General features: G+C 74.7%; 23 protein-coding genes and 1 riboswitch. Of the genes, 9 read left to right on the top strand and 14 right to left on the bottom strand.

What is annotated here, in order from left to right; translation table 11 throughout:
- The first annotated feature begins 60 nt into the window (after positions 1–60).
- On the top strand, positions 61–159 hold the full coding sequence (locus tag AB0E83_RS00005) for a hypothetical protein (protein WP_362104246.1): 99 nt from the start codon (positions 61–63) through the stop codon (positions 157–159).
- Here AB0E83_RS00005 and AB0E83_RS00010 read toward each other — a convergent pair.
- The 5 genes from AB0E83_RS00010 to AB0E83_RS00030 all read right to left on the bottom strand — a co-directional run bounded on the left by AB0E83_RS00010 (position 116) and on the right by AB0E83_RS00030 (position 5590).
- Complete coding sequence (locus AB0E83_RS00010) at positions 116–1339, bottom strand: hypothetical protein (RefSeq protein WP_362103771.1); 1224 nt, start codon at positions 1337–1339, stop codon at positions 116–118. The two genes, AB0E83_RS00005 and AB0E83_RS00010, sit on opposite strands and share 44 nt — an antisense overlap.
- Before the next feature lie 60 nt (positions 1340–1399).
- Complete coding sequence (locus AB0E83_RS00015) at positions 1400–2449, bottom strand: NlpC/P60 family protein (protein WP_362103773.1); 1050 nt, start codon at positions 2447–2449, stop codon at positions 1400–1402.
- A gap of 187 nt (positions 2450–2636) precedes the next feature.
- A complete protein-coding gene (locus AB0E83_RS00020; protein WP_362103774.1) occupies positions 2637–3683 on the bottom strand; it encodes an NlpC/P60 family protein in 1047 nt (348 codons plus the stop codon).
- A 265-nt stretch (positions 3684–3948) separates the two neighbouring features.
- Complete coding sequence (locus AB0E83_RS00025) at positions 3949–5313, bottom strand: NYN domain-containing protein (RefSeq protein ID WP_362103776.1); 1365 nt, start codon at positions 5311–5313, stop codon at positions 3949–3951.
- A 34-nt stretch (positions 5314–5347) separates the two neighbouring features.
- Positions 5348–5590, bottom strand: coding sequence for a hypothetical protein (locus AB0E83_RS00030; protein WP_282691842.1), 243 nt, complete (start codon positions 5588–5590; stop codon positions 5348–5350).
- A 160-nt stretch (positions 5591–5750) separates the two neighbouring features.
- Between AB0E83_RS00030 and AB0E83_RS00035 the strand changes: the two genes are divergently transcribed.
- The 7 genes from AB0E83_RS00035 to AB0E83_RS00065 all read left to right on the top strand — a co-directional run bounded on the left by AB0E83_RS00035 (position 5751) and on the right by AB0E83_RS00065 (position 11955).
- Positions 5751–6485: a rhomboid family intramembrane serine protease gene (locus AB0E83_RS00035; protein ID WP_362103778.1), complete on the top strand. Its 735-nt coding sequence runs from the start codon at positions 5751–5753 to the stop codon at positions 6483–6485.
- Complete coding sequence (locus AB0E83_RS00040; RefSeq protein ID WP_030758121.1) at positions 6482–6763, top strand: Lrp/AsnC ligand binding domain-containing protein; 282 nt, start codon at positions 6482–6484, stop codon at positions 6761–6763. Before AB0E83_RS00035 ends, AB0E83_RS00040 begins: the two co-directional genes overlap by 4 nt.
- A gap of 85 nt (positions 6764–6848) precedes the next feature.
- Entirely contained in the window at positions 6849–7142 is a 294-nt protein-coding gene (locus tag AB0E83_RS00045) for a small hydrophilic protein (RefSeq protein WP_362103780.1), read from the top strand.
- 59 nt (positions 7143–7201) lie between these two features.
- Complete coding sequence (locus AB0E83_RS00050) at positions 7202–8554, top strand: ATP-binding protein (protein ID WP_362104247.1); 1353 nt, start codon at positions 7202–7204, stop codon at positions 8552–8554.
- A gap of 82 nt (positions 8555–8636) precedes the next feature.
- Positions 8637–9296: a response regulator transcription factor gene (locus tag AB0E83_RS00055; protein WP_362103782.1), complete on the top strand. Its 660-nt coding sequence runs from the start codon at positions 8637–8639 to the stop codon at positions 9294–9296.
- A gap of 80 nt (positions 9297–9376) precedes the next feature.
- The gene (locus tag AB0E83_RS00060; protein ID WP_362103784.1) at positions 9377–10807 is read left to right on the top strand and encodes an SLC13 family permease; all 1431 of its coding nucleotides are present in this window, start codon (positions 9377–9379) and stop codon (positions 10805–10807) included.
- Positions 10804–11955, top strand: coding sequence for a glycerate kinase (locus AB0E83_RS00065; protein WP_362103786.1), 1152 nt, complete (start codon positions 10804–10806; stop codon positions 11953–11955). The genes AB0E83_RS00060 and AB0E83_RS00065 overlap by 4 nt, the downstream gene beginning before the upstream one ends.
- A 12-nt stretch (positions 11956–11967) precedes the next feature.
- On the opposite strand, the gene AB0E83_RS00070 is transcribed toward AB0E83_RS00065, so the two are convergent.
- The 9 genes from AB0E83_RS00070 to AB0E83_RS00110 all read right to left on the bottom strand — a co-directional run bounded on the left by AB0E83_RS00070 (position 11968) and on the right by AB0E83_RS00110 (position 21303).
- Positions 11968–13362: an aminotransferase class V-fold PLP-dependent enzyme gene (locus tag AB0E83_RS00070; RefSeq protein WP_362103787.1), complete on the bottom strand. Its 1395-nt coding sequence runs from the start codon at positions 13360–13362 to the stop codon at positions 11968–11970.
- A gap of 203 nt (positions 13363–13565) precedes the next feature.
- Positions 13566–13682: riboswitch (SAM riboswitch) on the bottom strand.
- Between the two features lie 87 nt (positions 13683–13769).
- On the bottom strand, positions 13770–14774 hold the full coding sequence (gene trpD, locus AB0E83_RS00075) for an anthranilate phosphoribosyltransferase (protein ID WP_362104249.1): 1005 nt from the start codon (positions 14772–14774) through the stop codon (positions 13770–13772).
- 57 nt (positions 14775–14831) lie between these two features.
- The gene (locus AB0E83_RS00080; protein ID WP_362103789.1) at positions 14832–15998 is read right to left on the bottom strand and encodes a lipid-transfer protein; all 1167 of its coding nucleotides are present in this window, start codon (positions 15996–15998) and stop codon (positions 14832–14834) included.
- Positions 15995–16417, bottom strand: a complete 423-nt coding sequence (locus AB0E83_RS00085) for a MaoC family dehydratase (protein ID WP_362103791.1) — start codon at positions 16415–16417, stop codon at positions 15995–15997. Before AB0E83_RS00085 ends, AB0E83_RS00080 begins: the two co-directional genes overlap by 4 nt.
- Positions 16414–17448, bottom strand: coding sequence for an acyl-CoA dehydrogenase family protein (locus AB0E83_RS00090; RefSeq protein ID WP_362103793.1), 1035 nt, complete (start codon positions 17446–17448; stop codon positions 16414–16416). Before AB0E83_RS00090 ends, AB0E83_RS00085 begins: the two co-directional genes overlap by 4 nt.
- A 1-nt stretch (position 17449) precedes the next feature.
- On the bottom strand, positions 17450–18481 hold the full coding sequence (locus tag AB0E83_RS00095) for a bifunctional MaoC family dehydratase N-terminal/OB-fold nucleic acid binding domain-containing protein (protein WP_362103794.1): 1032 nt from the start codon (positions 18479–18481) through the stop codon (positions 17450–17452).
- A complete protein-coding gene (locus AB0E83_RS00100; RefSeq protein WP_362103796.1) occupies positions 18478–19644 on the bottom strand; it encodes an acyl-CoA dehydrogenase family protein in 1167 nt (388 codons plus the stop codon). Before AB0E83_RS00100 ends, AB0E83_RS00095 begins: the two co-directional genes overlap by 4 nt.
- A 243-nt stretch (positions 19645–19887) precedes the next feature.
- Positions 19888–20193: a hypothetical protein gene (locus AB0E83_RS00105; RefSeq protein ID WP_362103798.1), complete on the bottom strand. Its 306-nt coding sequence runs from the start codon at positions 20191–20193 to the stop codon at positions 19888–19890.
- A 591-nt stretch (positions 20194–20784) separates the two neighbouring features.
- Positions 20785–21303, bottom strand: coding sequence for an O-acetyl-ADP-ribose deacetylase (locus AB0E83_RS00110; RefSeq protein ID WP_362103800.1), 519 nt, complete (start codon positions 21301–21303; stop codon positions 20785–20787).
- A 415-nt stretch (positions 21304–21718) separates the two neighbouring features.
- On the opposite strand from AB0E83_RS00110, the gene AB0E83_RS00115 reads away from it, so the two are divergent.
- Positions 21719–23017: a hypothetical protein gene (locus AB0E83_RS00115; RefSeq protein WP_362103802.1), complete on the top strand. Its 1299-nt coding sequence runs from the start codon at positions 21719–21721 to the stop codon at positions 23015–23017.
- Positions 23018–23065: the final 48 nt, after the last annotated feature.

The following is a 23065-nucleotide window of genomic DNA, read 5'->3' on the forward strand; positions in this document are numbered from 1 at the left end:
GAGGAAAGGGGCTGGAAGCAGGAGGATCTGGCCGAGCGGACGTCGTATTCCGGCAAGCATATTTCCGCCGTGGAAACCACCCGCCGATCGGCAACGCCGCGCTCGGCGCCCGCGCTCAGCCGAGCTGAGCGCGCAGGTACGCCCGCCAGCCCGCGGTGAACTCCTCCGGCGTCGTGTCCAGCGCCTTCCGCAGGGCGCTCTCCACCGCCCCCTCCCGGCCCGGGTGGCCGCCCACCTCGCGGTAGAAGGCGGTCAGCCGGTCCTCGCCCCAGCGGTCGGCGATCATCGCGCAGGCCAGCCAGCCCGTCTCGTAGGCGCGGGCCAGCGCGTCGGCGTCGCCGGAGAAGCCGAAGTCGGCGTCCTCGGGGAGCGCGGCCGGCACCTCCCCGGCCCGGACGGCCCGTCGCAGCTCGGGGGCGGCCTGGGCGGGGGTCCGGCCGGTGCCCCGGTAGGCGGCCCAGTCGGCGAAGCCCTCGGAGAGCCAGACGGGGGTGGACGGCGTGGTGTGGGCGCGGGTGGCGACGTGGACGGTCTCGTGGGTGAGGACCAGCTCCCGGCCGAAGTCGCCGAGCACCCCGTACGCGTCGGGGTTGACGATCACCCGGTCCGCGGGCGCGTCGGCGCGCCGCCCGGTCTCGCCGGTGGTGACGGCCGCTATCCCCCGGTACTGCGAGCCGTCCACCGCGAGCAGCCCGCCCATGCCGTCGAGGGAGGCGGGGACGAGGACCAGCACCCGGCGGGCCCAGTCCCGGCCCCACGCCGCGTCGACGGCGGGCACGGCCCGGTCGGCGAGGCGGGCGATCTCGGCCAGCCGGGCCCGGTCCTGGCCGACGCCGAGGACCAGCGAGCGGGCGCCGCGCACCGCGGTGACCTCGCCCTGCTCCCAGATCCGCGCCGGGGCGCCGTCGGCGGGCCGCTCGCCGGTCAGGTACCAGCGCCCGCCCCGCTCGGCGAGCTCCATGATCCGGCCGGTGCCGAGGAGGCCGCGGTCGTACCCCGCGACGCGGTGGCCGCGCTCGACCCGGGCGGTGAGCCGGCCCTCGCCGGTGCGGTCGACGCCGGTGACGCGGTAGCTCCAGCCGGCGAGCGGGACCGCGGCCAGCCGGCGGAACTCGGTCCGGGCGGCCGCCCGGTGGGAGGGGTCGGCGGCGGCGAGCCAGGCGGTCTCGTCGCGGTCCAGGAGGGCCTCGGCGTGCCGGTCGAGGAGGGCCTGGACCTCGTGGAGGGCCGGATCGGCGGGCCGGGCGGCGGTCCCGCAGCCGACGAGCGCGGCGAGGGCGAGGAGCAGGGCGAGCAGCACGGCCCCGGGCCGTCGCGCTCCGCACCCCTGTTCCACCACGCCTCAGATGGTACGGAAGGGTGACGGAAGCGCGCCTCCCGGCGTTCCGCGGCGGCGGGCTCAGATCCGGGTCACCGTCACGTGGGACATCATGCCGACCGGGTCGTAGCGGACCCGGGCGCCCGGGTAGGGGGCGTGGATGACCTGCCCGTTCCCGGCGTAGATGCCGACGTGGCTGGCGTCGCCGCGGTAGGTGACGAGGTCGCCGGGCTGCGCCTGGGAGAGCGGCACCTGCCGGCCGGCGTTCCGCTGGGCGGCCGAGGTGCGCGGCAGGCTGATCCCGGCCTGCCGGTACGACCAGACCATCAGCCCCGAGCAGTCGAAGGCCGTGGGGCCGGTCGCCCCCCAGACGTACGGCTTGCCGACGGCGCTGCGGGCGGCGAGCACCGCGGCGGCGGCCCGCGAGTCGGCCGGGCCGAGGTCGGCGGGGGGCGGGAGCTCCTCGCCCGGGGCCCCGGAGCCGTTCCCGGGGGCGTCCCCGGAGCGGCCGCCGGAGCGGGAGGCCCGCTCGTAGTCGGCGCGCTCGGCGGCGGTGAGGGAGGCGAGGACCCGGCGGGCCTCGGCGAGCTTCCGCTCGACCGAGCGCTTGTGGCGGGCGACCTCGGCGCGGCTGCGCTCCAGCTCGGCCAGGGCGGTACGGGCCTCGGCGCGCTCCTGGTCGAGGCGGCGGCGCTCCCGCTGGAGCTCGGTGAGGGCGGCGCTCTGCCGGGCGGTGACCCGGTCGAGGGCGGACGCCTTGTCGAGGTAGCTGTCCGGGTCGGAGGAGAGCAGCAGGACGAGGGCCGGGTCGAGGCCGCCGGAGCGGTACTGGGCGCCGGCGAGCGAACCGAGCGCGCCCCGCATCCGGTTGATCCGCTCCTGGCCGCGGGCGAGGCTGTCCTGGGCCCGGCCCACCTTGCGCCGCAGGGCGTCCGCCTTCTCGTCCGCCTCGTTGTAGCCCTCGGCGGCGCGCTCGGCCTCCTCGTAGAGGCGGTCGACCTTGGCGCGGGTGGCCTCGGCGCCGGCTCCGGGGTCGGCGCTCGCGGGGACGGCGCCGAGGGAGGCCGCCGCGGTGGCCGCGGCGGCTGCGGTCAGGACGGTGACCCGGGCGGGTCGGCGGTGGGAGGCCACGGCTCGCGCCCCTTCGTTCGGCTCGTGCGGACTGGCGCCGCAGACAGTAGCCGCTCCCCCGGCCGCGTCCAACGAAGGCACCGGGCACAGAAAATGACGCCCCGCCGGAGATCACAAGGTCACCGGCGGGGCGTCGGGTCAGCTCGGGGTGCGGCGAACCACCCGTTCGGGCGGCACGCCGGGCGGGTCAGCCGCCGATGCGGACGCCGAACTGGAAGGTGCCCATGTAGTTCATCGACTCGTAGCGGACCACGGCGCCCGGCTTGGGGGCGTGCAGGATCGTGTTGTTGCCCGCGTACAGGCCCACGTGCGACAGGCCGTTGAAGAAGACCAGGTCGCCGGGCTTGAGCTGGCTGCGGCCGATCTTCACGCCGTCGTTCTGCTGGGTGTACGTGGTGCGGGTCAGCCTGACGCCGGCCTGGCGGTAGGCCCACATCGTCAGACCGGAGCAGTCGTACGCGTTGGGGCCCTCGGCGCCGGAGACGTACGGCTTGCCGAGCTGGGTGGCGGCGGCGGAGAGGGCGGCGGCGCCCAGGCCGCTGGCCGGGGCCTCGTTGCCGAGGTCGACGCGGGGGGCGGCGGCGCGGGAGGCGCGCTCGGCCTGCTCCCGCTCCTCCTGCTGGATGCGGGCGCGCTCCTCGGCGGTGAGGGTGTTGAGGAGCTTGCGGGCCTCGGAGAGCTTGCCCTGGATCTTCTGCTTCTTCTCGCCGAGGGTCTTGCGGACCTCTTCGAGGTCGGCGAGCTTCGCGGTGGCCTCGGCGCGCTGCTGGGCGAGGGCGCGCTGCTTGTCCTGGATGGTGGCGAGGACGTCGGCCTGCTGGTCCGTCACCCGGCCTATGGCGGACGCCTTGTCGAGGTAGTCCTCCGGGTCCGAGGAGAGGAAGAGCTGGAGCGCCGGGTCGATGCCGCCGGAGCGGTACTGGGCGCTGGCGACCGAACCGATCTGGTCCCGGAGGGTGTTCAGCTCCTGCTGACCACGGGCCACCCGGTCCTGGATCTGGCCGATCTCCTTCTGCAGCTTGCCGCGGCGCTCCTCGGCCAGGCTGTGCTGCTCCGTGGCCTCCTCGGCCTCGTGGTAGAGCTTGTCGACCTTCGACTTGACCTCGTCGATCTTCGGCTTGGGGGCCGCCTGGGCTCCGGTCTGGGCGGAGAGCGCGACGGCGGCGGCCGCGGTCGCGGTGAGCACGGTCACACGGGTGCGGCTCGGCTGCTTGGGTCGACGGTGGGACGCCACGAAGGCGAGCTCCTTCTTCCTCGAGCCGCCCGGCCGGTCAAGGGCAGGCGGTTCCTCCACGGACCGCCCGGATGGGTGATCAACCGCGCGAAGGTTCGAGGCCCGACCCTAGTGACCAAGTTGTGATCAGTTCAAATCCCGATGGCAAAAAACTCGCTCACGCACCACTTTATTTACACGCATCGCACGGCCCGTGACCGGCACTTGACGATCTGCCATCCAGAAATCGGGCATACGAAGCAAGAGTTGCGTCCCGGGCGAGTCATCACGAGAGCCGTGAAAGGCGCTTGAGGAGCAGAGCGGACGCCACCGGCCGCGCACCGGCCTTCGCGACGCCGTCGGCGACCTCCCGGTCGGTGGAGACCACGACGACCGGCCGGCCCGGCGGCTCCGCCCGCACCAGCTGGCGGATCAACTCGTCCGCCGTGACGCCCGGCTTGGAGAAGAGCACCCGCACCCCGCGCGGCGGCGCGAGCAGCACCGGAGCGGCCAGCTCGGCCCCGTCGAAGACGCAGGTGACCTCGGCGCCGGAGCGGGCGGCGAGCGCGGAGAGCCCGCCGAGCAGCCGCAGCCGCTGCTTCTCCAGCGGCATCGTCGGATAGCCGGTCTTGGTGACGTTGTAGCCGTCGACGACGAGATGGGTCTGCGGCAGCGCCAACAACTGGTCGAGCAGGGCCGGATCGGTCTCCGACAGGGCCCGGGCCGCGATGTCCTTCGGCGACATCCGCCCCGGCTCCACGGCGTCCACGGTGTCCGCCGGGTGCACCGACGCCGGGGGCAGGGCGAGTTCGCGCCGCAGCCCCTGCGCCGCGTCGAGGACGGTGTCGAGCAGCAGCCGCAGCCGCATGTCCTCCACCGAGCGCCCCTCGCGGGCGGCCCGGCGGCTCGCCTCCAGGGCCGCCTCGACCTCGCCGAGCCGGGCCCTGAGCCGCCGCGACTCGCTCTCGGCGGCCGAGACCTGGGCGGCCGACTCGGCGCGCGCGGCCTCGGCCTCGGCCTGGAGCCGGCGCAGCGCCGCCTCGCCGCGCTTCACGTCGCTCTGGGCGCTGCGCAGCTTGCGCTGAAGCGATTCGGCTTCCTTGCGGGCGGCCTCCAGATCGTGCCGGAGCTGCTCGGTCTCGCCCCTGGTGCGCTCGCGGGCCGCGGCCAGCTCCTCGCGGAGCCGCTCCAGCTCGCGCCGGCCGGCCTCGTCGGCGCGCTCGGCGTCCGCCCGCTGGACCTCCTCGCCCGCGGCGGCCACCAGCTTGGACCAGCCCGGCGGACGGAGCACGTAGGCCGCCGCCGCCACGTCGACGGGATCGGCGGCGGCGGGCGGGGTGCCGGACTCCACGGCGCCGGCCAGCTCCGGCTCGGACTGCTTGAACCGTTCGCCGATCCGCTGCCGGAAGAGCGGATCGGACTCCAGCGCGGCGGCCATCGCGTTGCCGGCGAACTTGGCGCGCCGGCTCGCGGTGAAACGGGCGTACTGGCGCAGGGGTGCGGGCAGCTCGGCGACGGTCAGACCGCCGAAGGCGTCGGCGACCAGCGCGATCACCCGCCGCCGTACCCCCTCCGGCAGGGGATGGTCGAGCGTCTCGGCAGCGTCACCTGCCGCGCCGGCCGGTTCGCCACCGTGCGCGGGCTGCTCCACGATCCGTCACCCCTACTGTCGTCGGCGCCGTCCGTCAGGACTCGGCGCCCGGCTTGTCCACGAGTTCGATCTGGTCCACCGCGTTGCACCAGCGGCAGCGGACCGACTCGATGGTCTCACTGACCACCTCGCGCTCCTCGACCTTGGGCTCCCCGGCCAGGTCGAGGTGGACGTACTCGACGACCTTGGACGAGCGCGTCACGTCGAAGCGGGTCAGGTTGCCGCACAGGGTGCAGCGCCAGCGGGTCTCGGCGGTCGGCAGGGGAACCGTCGTCATGGTGCCGTCCTTCTTCCTGTCGTGGTGATACCAGGTGCGGGAGCCGCGGTGCGCCGTCGAACTGCGGTGCTCGATCCCGTAACCCTACGGCCTTCCCGGACGGCGCCCGGCCCGGCGAGGCACTCTGTCCACTTCGTCCCTTCTGCGTCATGATCTGTCCATGATCGAGTGGCGAGGCACGGCCCTGGGCGCCTGTCGGGGCCTCCGTACCGGACCCGTGGTGACCTACGGACTGATCGCCGCGTGCTGCCTCCTCTTCATTGTCAGCCCGGTCTCCGGTCTGAACCCGGCGTACGGGACCGGGGACGAGGTGGCGGCGGCGCAGAGCGCGTACTTCCTGCGCTGGGGGGTGGTGCCGGCCGAGCTGACGCGGGGCGATCCCGGGGCCCTGCTCACCCCCTTCACGGCGCTCTTCGTGCACGGCGGGTGGCTGCACCTGCTCGGCAACATGCTCTTCCTGTGGGTCTTCGGGGCGATGGCCGAGGAGCGGATGGGGCACGTCGAGTTCGCCCTCTTCTACCTGGGCACCGGCTACGTCGCCCTGCTCGGCTACGCGGTGGCGCACGCGGAGAGCGAGCAGACCCTGGTCGGGGCCTCGGGGGCGATCTCCGCGGTGCTCGGGGCCTTCCTCTTCCTCTTCCCCCGCTCCCGGGTGACGAGCCTCTTCCCCTTCCTCTTCTTCCTGCCGCTGCGCTTCCCGGCCTGGGCGGTGCTCGTCTTCTGGTTCACGCTCCAGTGGCTGGCCGCGCGGACCGCGGGTCCGGGCCCGGGGGTCGCCTATCTGGCCCACGTGGTGGGCTTCTCCGTCGGCTTCCTCTACGCCTGGGTGCGGTTCCGGGGTGGGGATAGAGTGAAAACCCCAGCAGCGGCGACCGAGGGAGACAGCCAGCCGTGATCACCGCGATCGTCCTCATCAAGACCAGCGTGGACCGCATCCCCGAGATCGCGGAGTCGATCGCCGCGCTCGACAACGTCAGCGAGGTCTTCTCGGTGACCGGCACGTACGACCTCATCGCGATGGTCCGGGTGCCCCGCCACGACGACCTGGCCGAGGTCATCCCCGGCCGGATCAGCAAGATCCCGGGCGTCGAGGGCACCGACACGCACGTCGCCTTCCGCACGTACTCGCAGCACGACCTGGAGGCGGCCTTCGCCATCGGTCTGGAGTCCTGAGGCCGGTCCCCGCCGGAGCCCGGATGAAGGAATCCTCATCCGGGCTTCATCCCGGGGCGCGCCCGCGCGTCCCACCCTGGCGACCATGTCCTTCACCCACCGCATGGCCGGCCTCGTCGCCGTCGTCGCCGTCCCGCTCGGCATCGCGGCCACCAGCTACGCGCTGACCGACGAGCCGGAGGCGCCGCGGGTCCCGCCCGCCGTCCACCTCTCCACCCCGCCGACGCCCACCGGGCCGACCGCGCCGACGCCCACCGCGCCGGCCTCCCCCACCAGCGCGCCGCCCGCCCCCACGGCCCCGTCGGCGCCGCCGCCCTCCGACTCCGTCGTGCCCGGCCCCTCCGCCACGGGCGACGACGACGATGACGATCACGAGTGAAGCCCACCTACCACCGGCTCTCCGCCCGCGTCCGCATCCTGCTCTGGCTGCTGCTGGTCATGGCGGTGGCGCTGGCCGCGGTCGCCGTGGTGACCCGCACCCTGCTGCTGCGGGACGCCGACCACCGCATCAACCAGCTGCTCACCCAGGAGACCGGCGAGTTCGCCACCTTCGTCGAGCAGGGCGTCGACCCGGACACCGGCCGGCGCTTCACCGACCCCGAGGCGCTGCTGCGGGTCTTCCTCCAGCGGCAGTACTCCGACCCGGACGAGGAGCTGCTGGGCCTGGTCGGCACCGGCGGGCCCGGACCGCGGGTGGTCCGGCAGTCCCGGGACATCCCGAGCCCGCTGCCGCTGCACCGCGACCGGCCCTCGCTCGACGCCGTCGCCGCCGCCCCGGAGTCCTCGGGGCGGCTCGACCGCGCGCGGGGCGAGGTGCGGTGGGCGAAGGTGCCGATCGAGACCGGCGGCCCGCCGTCCGCGTTCGTCGTCGCCTTCCACGCCGACCGGCAGCAGGCCATCGCCGACGAGGCGTTCCGGATCCTGCTCGCCATATCGGGGGTGGCGCTGCTGCTGACCACCGGCATCGGCTGGGTGGTCGCGGGCCGCATCCTCGCCCCCGTCCGGGTGGTGCGGACGACCGCCGCCGAGCTGACCGAACGGGACCTCACCCAGCGGATCCCGGTGCAGGGCAAGGACGACATCGCGGCGCTCGCCGAGACCTTCAACGCGATGCTCGACCGGCTGGAGCGGGCCTTCGCCGGCCAGCGGCAGTTCGTCGACGACGCCGGGCACGAGCTGCGGACCCCCATCACCATCGTCCGCGGGCACCTGGAGCTGATGGGCGACGACCCGGCCGAACGGGCCGAGACCGTCCGGCTCGTCACCGACGAGCTGGACCGGATGAGCCGGATCGTGGAGGACCTGCTGCTGCTCGCCAAGGCCGAGCGGCCGGACTTCGTGCGCACCGAACCGGTGCAGCTCGGCGAGCTGACCGCCGACGTCTTCGTGAAGGCCCGGGCGCTGGGCGACCGCGACTGGGTGCTCGACGGGGTGGCCGACCGGGAGGCGCGGCTCGACGCCCAGCGGATCACCCAGGCGATGGTGCAGCTCGCGCAGAACGCGGTCCAGCACACCGTGCCGGGCGCGCGGATCGCGATCGGCTCGCGGAGCACCGCCGGACGGATCGAGCTGTACGTGGCGGACCGGGGCCCCGGCGTGCAGGAGCAGGACGCGGCGGTGATCTTCGAGCGGTTCCGGCGGGGCACCGCCCGGCGCGGGGCCCGCACCAGCGGCGCCGGGCTCGGGCTCGCCATCGTCCGGGCGATCGCCGAGGGGCACCGGGGCGGCCGGGTGGAGCTGCGCCCGACCGAGGGCGGCGGCGCCACCTTCGTACTTGTCTTCGAGGAATGAAGATCCTCGGTTCGCAGGGGATCCGCGGGGGATCCGCAGACGATTCCCCGGGGATCCGCACAGGATCCGCAGAGGAGAGACCATGAACCGCGTCCTGATCGCGGAGGACGAGGAGCGCATCGCCTCCTTCGTCGAGAAGGGCCTCCGGGCCAACGGCTTCACCACCACCGTCGCCGCCGACGGCGACACCGCGCTCTCCTGGGCGCTCACCGGCGGCTTCGACCTGATGGTCCTGGACATCGGACTGCCCGGCCGGGACGGCTTCACCGTCCTGCGGGAGCTGCGCGAGGCCCGGGCCACCCTGCCCGTCCTCGTCCTGACGGCCCGCGACTCGGTACGGGACACGGTGGCCGGCCTGGAGGGCGGCGCCGACGACTGGATGACCAAGCCGTTCCGCTTCGAGGAGCTGCTGGCCCGGATCCGGCTGCGGCTGCGCACCGCCGCCCGCGCCCCCGAGGTCACCGTGCTGCGCAGCGGCGACCTGAGCCTGGACCTGCGCACCCGGCGGGCCCGCGCCGGCGACCGCACGGTGGACCTGACGGCCCGTGAGTTCGTGCTGCTGGACCTGTTCCTGCGCCACCCCGGACAGGTCCTCTCCCGGGAGCAGATCCTCTCCCACGTGTGGGGGTACGACTTCGACCCCGGCTCCAACATCGTGGACGTCTACGTCCGGGCGCTCCGCAAGAAGCTGGGCGCCGAACGGCTGGAGACGGTCCGGGGCATGGGCTACCGGATGCCGTGACGCGCCCGGCCGGCGCCGCGTGAAGCCTCCTTCATGGAAGGCTCATCGACGGCTCACCGGCCGCCCGGAGGGTGGTTCCCGTGCCCCTCTCCCTCCGCCAGACCGTCTGGCTCTGCCTCGCGCTCGGCGTCTGCGCGGTGCTCGCCCTCCCCGGCACCGCCCCCGGGCTCGGCGGCGAGGCCCGGCTGACCCTGGCCGTCTTCGCCCTCGCGACCTGCGCCTGGATCGCCGCGCCCGTCGACGACACGTACATCGCGCTGGGCGCCGGACTCGCCCTCACCGTCACCGGCGTGATCAGCGCCGACACCCTCTTCGCCACCCTCGGCGACGCCACCGTCTGGCTGCTGATCTGCGCCTTCGTCCTCGCGGCCGCGGTCACCAGGACCGGGCTCGCCGGCCGCGCCGCCGCCTTCCTCGTCACCGGCGCCGGCAGCGTGCGCCGGCTGGTGCACCTCACCACCGCCGCGCTGGTCGTCACCGCCTTCGCCGTCCCCGCCACCTCCGGGCGGGCCGCGCTGGCCCTGCCCGTCTTCCTGGCCCTCGCCCAGGCACTGGCGGACCGGCGGCGGCTGGTGGTGATGCTGGCGCTGCTCTTCCCCACCGTCATCCTGCTGTCGGCCGTCGCCACCCTCATCGGCGCCGGCGCCCACCTCATCACCGTCGGCGTGCTCCTGGAGCAGACCGGCGAGTCCCTCGGCTTCGCCCGCTGGCTGGTCCTCGGCCTCCCGCTCGCCGTCGTCTCCTCCCATCTGGCCGCCGAGGCGGTCCTCCTCACCACCACCCGCCAAAAGGACCGGCGCGCCCCGGTGCGGATCACCGTCGCCGCGATCCAGGAACACTCCCCCACCCCGGTGTCCGGGCCGCTCTCCCCGCCCGAGCAGCGCTGTCTGCTGCTGCTGTGCACGGTGGTGGTGCTCTGGTGCTCCGAGCCGCTGCACGGGGTGTCGCCCGCGGTGGTCGCGCTGATCGGCGCGGTGGTGGCCTCCTCCCCCGCGCTCGGCACGGTCCGGATGAAGGACGGGCTGCGGTCGGTGCCCTGGCCGATGCTGCTCTTCATGGCCGCGACCATGGCGATGGGCGTGGCGCTGGCCGAGTCCGGCGCGGCCGGATGGCTGGTCGGCGGACTGCCGGACGGGGTGCCGCCGTGGGTGTTCCTCGCCGTCGTCGTCGCCGTCAGCACCGCCGCCCACCTGGTGCTCCAGTCCCGCTCCGCCCGCTCCTCGGTGCTGGTGCCGCTGGTGGTGGCCGCGGCGGTCGGCGCCGGGGTCAACCCGGTGGCCGCCGCGCTCGCCTCCACCGCCGCCGCCGGCTTCTGCCAGACCCTGCCCGCCTCCGCGAAACCCGTCGCCCTCTTCGCCGAACCGCCGGACGGCGTCCCCTCCTTCACCCCCCGCGACCTGCTGCGGCTCTCCGCCGTGCTCGCCCCGCTCAGCGCCGTCCTGGTGCTCTGCTTCGCCCTGTTCGTCTGGCCGCTGCTCGGCGTGCCCGTCCTCCTGGAGTCCCAGCCGTGAGTCTGCACATCGCCGTCGCCCCCAGCGGTTTCAAGGAGTCCCTCTCCGCGCCGGAGGCCGCCGAGGCCATCGCCGAGGGCCTGCGCCGGGTCCGCCCGGACGCCGTCGTCGACCTGATCCCGCTGGTCGACGGCGGGGAGGGCACCGCCCGGGCGCTGGCCGCCGCGACCGGCGGCAGGCTGCTGCCCCGGGTCGCGGCCGGCCCCCTCGGCACCCCGGTCGAGACCCACTTCGCGCTCCTCGACCGCTCCTCCGCGGTGGTCGAGATGGCGGCCGTCGCGGGCCTCTCGCTGGTGCCGGCCGGCCGCCGCGACCCGGGCGCCACCACCACGTACGGGGTGGGCGAGCTGATCCGGGCCGCGCTGGACGCCGGAGCCCGCCGGATCCTCGTCGGCTGCGGCGACTCCGGCACCTCGGACGGCGGAGCGGGTGCGCTCCAGGCCCTCGGCGCCCGGCTCCTGGACGACGGGGGAGCCGAACTCCCCCTGGGGGGCGCCGCGTTGACGCGGCTCGCGCGGATCGATGCGGCCGGGCTCGATCCCCGGCTCGCGGCCGCCGAGCTGTTGGTGGCCTGCAACCCGTACAACGTGCTCACCGGCGAGCGGGGGGTGGCCCGGGTCTTCGGCCCGCAGAAGGGCGCGGGCCCGGAGCGGGTCGAGGAGCTGGCCGCGGCCCTGGACCGCTGGGCCGACCTGCTCGTACGGGACCTGGGCGCGCCCCCCGGACTCGGTACGGCCCCGGGGTCCGGCGCCTCGGGCGGGCTCGGCGCCGGCCTGGCCGCGCTGGGGGCCCGGCTGCTGCCCCGGTTCGAGGTGCTGCTCGACCGGATCGACCTGGACGCCCGGCTGGCCCGCGCCGATCTGGTGATCACCGCGGAGGGCGCCCTGGACGGGCAGACCGTGCGGGGCAAGATCCCGGCGGAGGTGGCCCGCCGGGCCAAGGCGCACGGGGTGCCGGTGCTGGCGCTGGCCGGGACGCTGGGGCACGGCGCGCACGAGGTGCGGGCGGCCGGGGTCGACGCGTACGGCTCGATCCTGCCCGCGCCGGTGGCGCTGCCCGAAGCCCTGGACCGGGGCGCCGAGTTCCTGGCGGACGCGGCCGAGCGGGCCCTGCGGATGGTCCTGGTGGGGACCCGGCTGGCCGCCTGACCGGCCGGCCGTTCAGCCGCGGTCGGGGACGCAGCGGCCGTCCTCCGTGCGGTACGTCCACCGGGCGCCGTCGCGGACCAGCTCCTTCACGGCGCCGACGAACCGCTCGACGTGCTCGTCGGGCGTGCCGGCGCCGAAGCTGACGCGGATGGCGTTGAGCGACCTCTCCCCCGGGTTCGCCTCGGGCGCGCCGCACTCGCCCGGGTCCTGCGGGTCGGAGCCGAGCAGGGTCCGGACCAGCGGGTGGGCGCAGAAGAGGCCGTCGCGGACGCCGATGCCGTACTCGGCGGAGAGGGCGGCGGCGAAGTGCGAGCTGTTCCAGCCGTCGACGACGAAGGAGATGACGCCGACGCGCGGGGCGTCGTCGCCGAAGAGGGAGAGGACACGGACCTCGGGGACGTCGGCGAGGCCGGCGCGGACGGTGTCGATGAGGTGCCGCTCGCGGGCGACGAGGGCGTCGAAGCCGGCCTCGGTGAGCGCCTTGCAGGCGGAGGCGATGGAGTAGACGCCGATGACGTTCGGCGATCCGGCCTCGTGGCGGGCCGCGGTGGTGTGCCACTCCACGTCCACCCCGCCGTCGGTCCGGCGGGCCACGGTGCGGGAGGCGCCGCCGCCGGCCAGGTACGGCTCGGCGGCCTGGAGCCAGTCGGCGCGGCCGGCGAGGACGCCGGAGCCGAAGGGCGCGTACAGCTTGTGCCCGGAGAAGGCGACCCAGTCGACGTCGAGCTCCTTCACCGAGACCGGGTGGTGGGGCGCGAGCTGGGCGGCGTCGAGGACGATCCGGGCGCCGTGCGCGTGGGCGGCGGCGGCCAGTTCGCGGACCGGCCACAGTTCGCCGGTGACGTTGGAGGCGCCGGTGACGCAGACCAGGGCGGGCCCGTAGGGATCCCGGTCGGCGAGGGCGCGCTCCAGGGTCTCGACGGCCTGCGCCGGGGTGCGGGGCGCGTTGAGGTAGGTGACCCGGGCGTCCTGCCACGGCAGCAGGGAGGCGTGGTGCTCGGTCTCGAAGACGAAGACCTGGCAGTCGGCGGGGATCACCCGGGCGAGCAGGTTGAGCGAGTCGGTGGTGGAGCGGGTGAAGACGACCTGGTCGCCCTCGCGGCAGTCGAGGAACTCGGCGACGGTGACGCGGCTCTGCTCGAAGAGGTCGGTGGAGAGCTGGGAGAGGTAGCCGGCGCCGCGGTGGACGCTGCCGTAGTACGGGGCGTAGGCGGCGACGTCGTCCCAGACCCGCTGGAGGGCGGGGGCGCTGGCGGCGTAGTCGAGGGCCGCGTAGGTGACCTCGCCGCCGGTGACGAGCGGGACGGTGACGTCGCGGCCGAGGACGGGCAGCGGGCCGGCGCAGCAGGCGTCGGCGGACTCGGCGGCGGAGGCGGCGGTGGCGGAGGCGTTCGGGCGTGCGGACATGGCGGTGTCTCCCGGCAGGACAGGCGAGGGGCGTGAAGGACCCGCGGGGCAGCGCGAAACGGCGTGCCGCGTACGGGTGTTGCCTCGACGCGCGGCGAGAAGGGGGCCGCACGGAGGTGGGAAAAAGGGGCCGGAGGCCCTAGCGCATTCGCTTGCTCACGAGACCGCTCCCTCGAGGACCAGGACCCCAGGGTTGGCGCAGGGGTCCGCGCTTGCCGAGGACCTTGCTGTCCACGGCCTGGTCTTCACCCGGGGCACCCCGCCACGGACGGAGGGTTGCCGGACAGCCAGCCGGGGCTTGAGGGCTGTCACTCATGACCTGTCGCCGAACGTATGCCACCGCTCGCGGTCCGCGCAACCCCGTCCGCATTCCGGAACGGGAGTCGCGCGGACCGCCCGGTGGACCCTCAGGCGTTGCTGGCGGCGATCCAGCGCTCCAGGGCGGCGCGGGCGGCCCCGGAGTCGATGGACTCCGCCGCCCGGTCCATCCCGGCCCGCAGCCGCTCCGCGAGGGTGCCCCCGCCGGGCTCCAGGGCGGTGAGCGCCGCCGCCGCGTTGAGCAGCACCGCGTCCCGTACGGGACCGGTCTCGCCGGCCAGGAGCCGGCGGGCGACGTCGGCGTTGAAGGAGGCGTCGGCGCCGCGCAGCGCCTCCAGGGGCGCGTAGTCGACGCCGACGTCCTTCGGGTCGAAGACCTCCTCGCGGACGGCGCCGTCCCGGACCACCCACACCCGGGAGGTGCCGGTGATGGTCAGCTCGTCCAGGCCGTCGTCACCGCGGAAGACGAGGGCCGAGTTGCCGCGCTCGGCGAAGACGCCGGCGACGATCGGGGCCATCCGCGGGTCGGCGACGCCGACGGCCTGGGCCTTCACCCGGGCCGGGTTGGTGAGCGGGCCGAGCACGTTGAAGGTGGTGCGGATGCCGAGCTGGCCGCGGGCGGCGGCGACGTGCCGCAGCGAGGGGTGGAACTTCACGGCGAAGCAGATGGTGATGCCGGCCTCCTCGGCGACCTCGGCCACCCGCTCCGGGGTGAGGTTGAGGTTGATGCCGAGCTTCTCCAGGACGTCGGAGGAGCCGGAGGCGGAGGAGGCGGCGCGGTTGCCGTGCTTGACGACCTTCGTGCCGGTGCCGGCGACGACGATCGAGGCCATCGTGGAGATGTTGACGGTCTTGGCGCCGTCCCCGCCGGTGCCGACGATGTCGACCGCCGGACCGGGCACCTCGATGGTGTTGGCGTGGGCGTACATGGTCCGGACGAGTCCGCTGATCTCCTCGACGGTCTCGCCCTTGGCGCGCAGCGCCACCATGAAGCCGGCGATCTGGGCGTCGGTCGCCTCGCCGCTCATGATCAGGTCCATCGCCCAGGCGGTGTCGTCGGCGGAGAGGTTCCGCCCCTCCAGCAGGCCGTTCAGGAGGGCGGGCCAGGAGCGGCCCGCCGTGGTCGGTCCGCCTGCCCGGGCTCCCGCGCCTCAGTCGTCCGTGCCGAGGACGAGGCCCGAGGTCGGTACGCCCGTGCCGGCGGTGACCAGGGCGCGGGCCGCGCCGGGTATCTGGTTCACCGAGGTGCCCCGCAGCTGGCGGACCGCCTCCGCGATGCCGTTCATGCCGTGGAGGTACGCCTCGCCGAGCTGCCCGCCGTGGGTGTTGAGCGGCAGCGCGTCCGCCGCGACGAAGTCCCCGCCCTCGCCGGGCCCGCAGAAGCCGAACTCCTCCAGCTGCATGAGCACGAACGGGGTGAAGTGGTCGTAGAGGATGCCCACGTCGATGTCGGACGGGCGGAGCCCGGAGGTCTGCCACAGCTGCCGCGCCACCACCCTCATCTCGGGCAGCCCGGTCAGCCCGTCCCGGTAGAAGCTGGTCATGGCCTCCTGTCTGCGGCCCGCGCCCTGGGCGGCGGCGAGGACGACGGCGGGCGGGTGCCGCAGGTCCCGGGCGCGCTCGGGGGTGGTGACGACGATCGCCTGGCCGCCGTCGGTCTCCTGGCAGCAGTCGAGGAGGCGGAGCGGCTCCGCGATCCAGCGGGAGGCGGCGTGGTCGGCGAGGGTGATCGGCTTGCCGTGGAAGTACGCGGCGGGGTTGGTCGCCGCGTACCGGCGGTCGGTGACGGCGACGTGCCCGAAGACCTCCGGGGTGAGGCCGTGGACGTGCAGGTAGCGCTGGGCGGCCATGGCGACCCAGGAGGCGGGGGTGAGCAGCCCGAAGGGGAGCTGCCAGCCGAGCGCGGCGCCCTCGGCGGAGGGCTCGCGCCGCTGCACGCCGGAGCCGAAGCGGCGCCCCGACCGCTCGTTGAAGGCCCGGTAGCAGACGACGACCTCGGCGACCCCGGCGGCGACGGCGAGCGCGGCCTGCTGGACGGTGGCGCAGGCGGCGCCGCCGCCGTAGTGGACGCGGGAGAAGAAGGAGAGCTCGCCGATGCCGGCCGCCTGCGCGACGGTGATCTCGGGGCTGGTGTCCATGGTGAAGGTGACGAGTCCGTCCACGTCCCCGGGGGTGAGCCCGGCGTCGTCGAGGGCGGCGCGCACCGCCTCGACGGCGAGGGAGAGCTCGCTGCGGCCGGAGTCCTTGGAGAACTCGGTCGCGCCGATGCCGGCGACGGCGGCCCGGCCGCCGAGGCCGTCGGGGCGGCGCAGGCTCATCGGGGCACCTCCACGGTGACCGTGCCGGTGACGTGGTGGCCGAGGCCGTTGGCCCCGGCGACGCGGACGAGCGCGGTGAGGGTGCCGTCCGGCCCGTCCGTCACCTCGGCCACGGTCCCGGTCAACGTCATCGTGTCGCCGGGGTGGTTGGGGGCGCCGAGCCGGATGGCGACCTTGCGGAGCACCGAGCGCGGGCCGAAGTGGTCGGTGACGTACCGGCCGACGAGGCCGTTGGTGGTCAGGATGTTCATGAAGACGTCCGGGGAGCCCTTCTCCCGGGCGGCCTCGGCGTCGTGGTGGACGTCCTGGTAGTCGCGGGAGGCGACGGCCCCGGCGACGATCAGGGTCCGGGTCACCGGGATCTCCAGCGGCGGCAGGGTGTCGCCGGCCTTCGCCTCCGGTCGTTCCACGGGCTTCACGACGGGTCTCCCTTCGCGAGCAGGTCGCCGAGTTCGGCGAGGAGTTCGGTGCCGCCGCCCAGGTAGGCGTCGAGCTGCCGGCCCCAGAGGAAGTGCCGGTGGACGGGGTGGTCGAGGTCGGCGCCCGTGCCGCCGTGGAGGTGCTGGCCGCTGTGCACGACCCGTTTCCCCGCCTCGGACGCCCACCAGGCGGCGGTCAGCGCCGCTTCGGCGCAGTCGAGGCCCGTGTCGGACCGCCAGGCCGCCTCGTAGGCGGTGACCCGGATGGACTCGGTGTCCATGTGGGCGTCGGCAGCCCGGAGTTGCACCGCCTGCCGGGTGGCGAGCGGCCGACCGAACTGCTCCCGTACGGAGGTGTGCGCGACGGCCCGGGCCAGCGACCCGGCACAGACACCCGCCTGGAGACCGGCGAAGGCGGTACGGGCGGCGGCCAGCACGTCCTCGTACGCCTCCGGCCCCTCCCGGCCCCCCAGCCGCTCGGCGGGCGTGCCGTCGAGCACCAGCCGCCCCGCCGCCCAGGGCGCGGTCAGCTCGACGGCCTCGACGACGGCGTCCTCGGTCCGCACCAGCCACAGGGCGCGGTCGGCGTCCGGTACGAGCACGTGCGCGGCGTCCCGCAGCCAGGGCACCCAGCCGACGGTCCCGGTGAGCCGCCCGCCGCGCGCCGTGACCGCGCCGGCCGCCGGGAAGGCGCCGGTCGCGACGGCCGTCCCGTCGCGCAGCCCCGGCAGCAGGCGGGCCCGCTGCTCCCCGGTGCCGTGCCGGGCGACGGCGAGGATCCCGTACACCCCGGTCGCGGCGAGCGGCACCTGGGCCGTCACCCTTCCCTGCTCCTCCAGGAGGAGGACGAGGCCGAGCAGGCCGATCTCCTCGACGGCGGCGGGCAGTCCGGCCGCGCTCAGCGCCTTCCACAGCTCGGCGTCCGTGCCGGTGCCGGCGGCGGCGAGCCGCTCGTGCGTGGAGAGGTCGCCGAGGATCCGGGCGGCCAGCTCCCGCGCGGCCTCCTGCTCCTCGGTGGGCGTGAAGTCCATGTCAGCGCTCCCCTCCCGCGGCCCTCGCGGCCGGCCCGTCCGCCACGGCGCGGAAGACGGGCAGCTCCAGCTCCTCGTCGACCCGCCGGAACTCCAGCCGGACCGGCATCCCGATCCGGACCTCGCCGTACGGCACCCCCACCACGTTCGAGATCATCCGGACGCCCTCGGCGAGCTCGATCAGACCGACCGCGTACGGCGGGTCGAAGGCGGGGAAAGGGGGGTGGTGCATGACGACGTACGAGAAGACCGTGCCCTCGCCGCTCGCCTCGACGGCCTCCCACTCCGGCGCCCCGCAGGCGCCGCACCCCGGCAGCCAGGGGAAGCGGAGGGTCCCGCAGGCCGTGCACCGCTGGATCAGCAGCCGGTGGGCGGCGACGCCCTCCCAGAACCCGGCGTTGTCCCGGTTGATCACCGGGCGGGGCCGGCGTGGCCGCTCCGGGGGCTTCGGCGGCCGCGCGGCGGGGGCGTACTTGAGGATCCGGAAGCGGTGGGTGCCGGCGAGCTCGCCGTCCGCCCGCACGTCCGTCCGGGTCGTCACGAAGTGGCCGGTGCCCAGCCTGGTCGTCTTGCGCGGCGAGACGGACTCGACGACGGCGTCGAAGGTGATCTCGGCGCCGGGCCTGAGCGGGCGCAGGTACTCCTGCTCGCAGTCGGTGGCGACCACCGAGGTGTACCCGGCGCCGTCGAGGAGGGCGAGCAGCTCCCCGTACGCCTCGGAGCGGTCCTCGTGCCCGGAGAGGCCGCCCATCGTCCACGCCTGGAGCATGGTCGGCGGCGCGACCGCGTCCGGCCCCCGGTACGCCGGGTGCGTGTCCCCCATGGCCTCGCACCAGTGCCGGATCATCGGCAGGTTCACCGGGTCCTTGCCGCGCCCGGCGGTGACCGCGGGCCTCCCCTCGTAGACCTTCAACAGCTCGTACAGCCGGTCCCGCCCCTCGGCCGGCCGCTCCTGCCCCTCGTACGGCCGGTCCCGCCCCTCGGCCGGCCGCTCCTGCCCCTCGTGCGGCCGGTCCCGGTTCTCCCCGCTCATCGCCGGCCCCTCCCCCGCATGCCGAGCCGTGCCCGCGCGACGATCTCCCGCTGCACCTCGCTCACCCCTCCCCCGAAGGTGTTGATCTGGGCGGCGCGGTTCATGCGCTCCAGCTCGCCGCCGTCCACCTCCCCCGGCGATCCCGCTCGCACCGTCCCCGCGTCACCCGCGATCTCCTGACATATTCGGTACACCTCCACCGCCGATTCGGTTCCCGCGAACTTCACGCCGCTGGCGTCCCCGGGGGACAGCCGGCCGGCCCCCACGTCCCCCACCAGACGCCAGTTGAGCAGGCGTGTCGCCGCCAGCCGGGCGTGCGCCTCGGCCGCCCGGATCCGCACCCACGGCTCGTCAACCCGGCGCCGCCCCGTCACCGGATCGGGGGTGCGGGCGCGGTCGAGCGCGGCGGCGAAGAAGTCCTCCGCCTGCATGCCGATCGCGGCCAGCGCGACCCGCTCGTGGTTGAGCTGGTCGGTGATGAGCCCCCAGCCGCCGTTCTCCTCCCCCACGAGGTTCCCGGCCGGGATCCGGATCCCGTCGTAGTAGGTCGCGGTCGTGGTGAGCCCGCCGACGGTCTCGATGGGGGTCCAGGAGAAGCCCGGGGTGTCGGTGGGGACGAGGAGGAGGGAGATGCCCCGGTGCGGGGGCGCCTCGGGGTCGGTGCGGCAGGCGAGCCAGATCCAGTCGGCGTTCTGCGCGTTGGAGGTGAAGACCTTCTGCCCGTCGACGACCCAGGAGTCGCCGTCCCGCACCGCCCGGGTGCGGAGCGAGGCCAGGTCCGTACCGGCCTCGGGCTCGCTGTAGCCGATGGCGAAGACGCACTCGCCGCTCAGGATCCGGGGCAGGAAGGCGGCCTTCTGCTCCTCGGTGCCGTACCGCATGAGGGTGGGGCCCACGGTGTTGAGGGTGACCATCGAGACCGGGGCTCCGGCCCGGTACGCCTCGTCGAAGAAGACGAACTGCTCGTCGGGGCCGCGGCCCTGCCCTCCGTACTCCTCCGGCCAGCCGAGGCCGAGGAGCCCGTCGGCGCCGATCCGCCGCAGCAGCCGGCGCTGGGCGGGCCCGTCGGTCGCCGGGGGCGGCCCGTCGGGCATCGTCTCGCGGAAGTACGCGCGGAGTTCGGCGCGCAGCCGGAGCTGCCGCTCGGTCGGGGCGAGGTGCACGGGGCGGCCTCCCGGAGGGGACGACGAAGGTTTCTGACTGTCCGTCAGATACGGTCGCCGTGTCAAGGCACGGGGCTTCCCCTCCGCGCGGGACCGGCACGAGACCCCGCCGGGAACCCCGCCCGGGGCGGCGCACGGGGCGGGAGAACGGCGAGGCGGCCCGCACGACGGTGCCGAAGCACCGCCGCACGGGCCGCCGTTCACACCGCGGTCACGCCCCCTCGGGCCGTCCCCGTGGGATCGTCACCACCACGGGGTGAAGTTGACGACGTTGTTCGACTGGGCGATGTGGGTGAAGGCGGAGCCGTTCACACTCGCCGTGTTGTTCTGGTTGGAGGCACCGGAGCCGGTCGCCACCTGCTGCGTGGTGGTCGAGTTGCCGTTGTTGTCGCCACCCACGCCGCTGCCGATGATGGTGGCGACGCTCGTGTTCGATCCGTCGTCCGCGAAGCCGCCGTTGTCGGCCTGCGCCACGCCGCCGAAGAGGGCTGCGGCGAGCGGCAGGGCGGCGACGGCGGCGACGATGCGGGCGGTACGGATGCTTGCCATGTCTGTTCCTCCGGGAACTGAAGCCAGTCTGCTGTGCACGGAAACGCTGATCTGAAGGAAGGCCGCGAACTCCGGCCCTGACCAGGGAGGTTGGCCTACCGCCCCGGTCGGTCGTTCTCTGCTCGACGTCGCGAATCCAGAGTTGCCCACCGAATCCCCGGCGAACCACCCCGGACGGCCGCATTCCCCCGCAAGCGTGAGGACAAGCCGATAAACCCTTCGTAGCCGAGAAACCCCCAGCTCACAGCGGGGAGGGGTGGCGAAACGGGCCGGGAACCGGTGTGCCGCAAGAGAGGAAGCGTTCCGCCAGAACCCCCGACAAAACGGACCGGGACCGCCCGTCGGCCCCCGGACCCGATCGAACGCATCTCATCGGCAGGGAAAGGAATTTCGAGCGGATGTCTCCGCCCGGGCCACCCGCCTCCGCCCGAACCCTTCGCCTCGGCGCGTCTCCCCGCCGCCGCTCGGTCCCTCCGGTTCAGCCCGTCTCCCCACCGCCGCTCGGGCCCTTCGGTTCAGCCCGCCTCCCCGACCGCCGCTCGGGCCCTCCGGTTCAGCCCGCCTCCCCGACCGCCGCTCGAGCCCTCCGGTTCAGCCCGCCTCCCCGACCGCCGCCTCGAAGGCCGCGTACGCGATGGCGTCGAAGAGCACGAACCGCACCTCCTCGACCGCGGTCTCCGCGGCCCGCACGGTCTCGACCGCGATCCGCGCCCCGTCGTCGATCGGCCAGCCGTAGACGCCCGTGGAGACGGCGGGGAAGGCGACCGTACGGTCCCCCAGTTCGTCCGCCACCCGCAGGGACTCCCGGTAGCAGGAGGCCAGCAGTTCCGACCGGTCCTCGTCCGCCGACCAGACCGGCCCCACGGTGTGGATCACGTGCCGCGCGGGCAGCCGGCCGGCCGTGGTCGCGACCGCCCTCCCGGTCGGCAGTCCCCTGCCGTAGTGCGAGCGGCGCAGCGCCCGGCAGGCTTCGAGGATCTCCGGCCCGCCCTTCCGGTGGATGGCGCCGTCGACCCCTCCGCCCCCGAGCAGGGACGAGTTGGCGGCGTTGACCACCGCGTCCGCCGCCTCGGCGGTGATGTCCCCCCGCACCAGCACGATCCGGACCATGACGCCCTCCTCGGCTCCCGGGACGGCTCCCGCCCCTTCCATCCTCCCGCCGGGCCGGTGGAGGGCGCAGCCGCTTTTACCCCACTCCGCCGGCCCGCGGACCCCTCTCCGGGGCTCGGAACGGCCGGTACGGGGAGCAATGCATACCTACGGGCCGACGCGACGGAAGCGGTGTCACACGTACGAGTGGGCATTCCGGCCTCCGCCGCGCACCTGCCGGAACCGTCGGCCCCGGTCCCGACTTCCACGGCTCCTCCCGGCCGGGAAGGGGGAAATGGCCGGTCCAACGGGTGTTTTCACCCTGAAGCGAAAGGAGATATGCGCGTGTCTAACCCCCCACCCGCGCCTAAATTATCCAGAATTTCACCTACTGCCCCAGTTGAAACCACGACGTCTCGTCGCCTAGGAGCGTGTCATGCAGATTCGCAGGTGGCTCCCGGACCAGCCCACCCTCATCGGCCGCCACGACTGGCCGGACGAGGGGGACGAGGGGACCCACCTGCGGCTGCGGGCCGGCGCCATCGTCGTGCTCGACCGGCGGGCGTGGCGGGTCCTGGAGATCACCGGCTACCCCAACGCCCACTGGCCGGAGGCCTACGAGAAGGCGTGGCGCGACCACATGGAGCTGTGGTGGCACGCCAACGAGCTGCGGCGGGTCAACAACCAGGCGGTCAAGCCGGCTTCGGACCGCGGCGACTTCTACAAGCGCCCGGTGGTCCTGGTGCTCCGCGACGAGAACCTCCCCCGCTCCGCGCCGAAGCACTGGTGCGCCCCCGCCAGTCAGGACTGGCAGGTCCTCCCCGAGCACTACGCCGTCTGCCGGGCCTGCGGAGAGCTCCCGCCCTGCCACCACGGGGAGTACAGCCCCGAGGGCGGCCCCCGCCTCCCGGAGCAGAGCGGCGGGATCCCGCTCATCGTGCCGGAGGGCTGCTGCATGGGATGCGCCGAGCTGATCAAGCCGCGCATGCGGACCGTGCGCTTCCCCGGTCCCAACCTCTGGTACCCGGACCTGGGCGAGGACACCGCGGTCTTCCACGCCCGGGCCGCCTGCGAGGACCAGGTGGCGTTCTACCGCGCGCAGTGGCAGGCCAAGTACCCCCAGCCCACCGCGCATCCGCCCGCCCCGGCCTTCCCCGGCTTCGACCACTTCTTCCTGCCCCAGCCCCGCCACGACCAGGACCCGGCCGCCGTCCTCACCGCCGCCCACGGCCCCGCCCTGCCGCACGGCCAGGGCTCCACGGCGCCGCACGGCCAGGGCTCCACGGCGCCGCACCCCCAGGAGGAGGCGCACTCCTCCCTGGTCACCGGCTCCGGCGCCTTCTCCCCCGCCTTCGACGACTACCGGCCGGAGCCCGGCCCGTACCCCTCGGCCCCGCCGCCGGCCTCCCAGGCCGGCCAGTCCCCCCACGCCGCACAGGCCGCCCACACCCCCCAGGTCACCACCCAGACCGCCATGCCCGCGTCCGCTCCCTCACCGGCCCCCGCACCCGCGTCCGCACCCGCCGCGTCCGCGCCGGCTCCCGTCCCGGTGTCCGTCCCGGACGCCTCGCCCGCCGTCCGGGCCGCGGAGGAGCTGAGCCGCTCCCTCACCTCCCCGCCGGCCTTCCACAACGCCGAGCAGGCGGCCCGGGTGATCGAGGAGCTCACCGCCGCGGTCCGCAACATCGCCCTCTGCCTGAACAGTCCGCAGGCCCGCAGCCACCCCCACCCCTGAAGGGCCGCCCCGCCCCGGAAAAGCCGCGAGCCTCCGACCGGTCACGCC

The sequence above is a fragment of the Streptomyces sp. NPDC035033 genome, assembly GCF_040636735.1.
Taxonomy (GTDB): Bacteria; Actinomycetota; Actinomycetes; order Streptomycetales; family Streptomycetaceae; genus Streptomyces.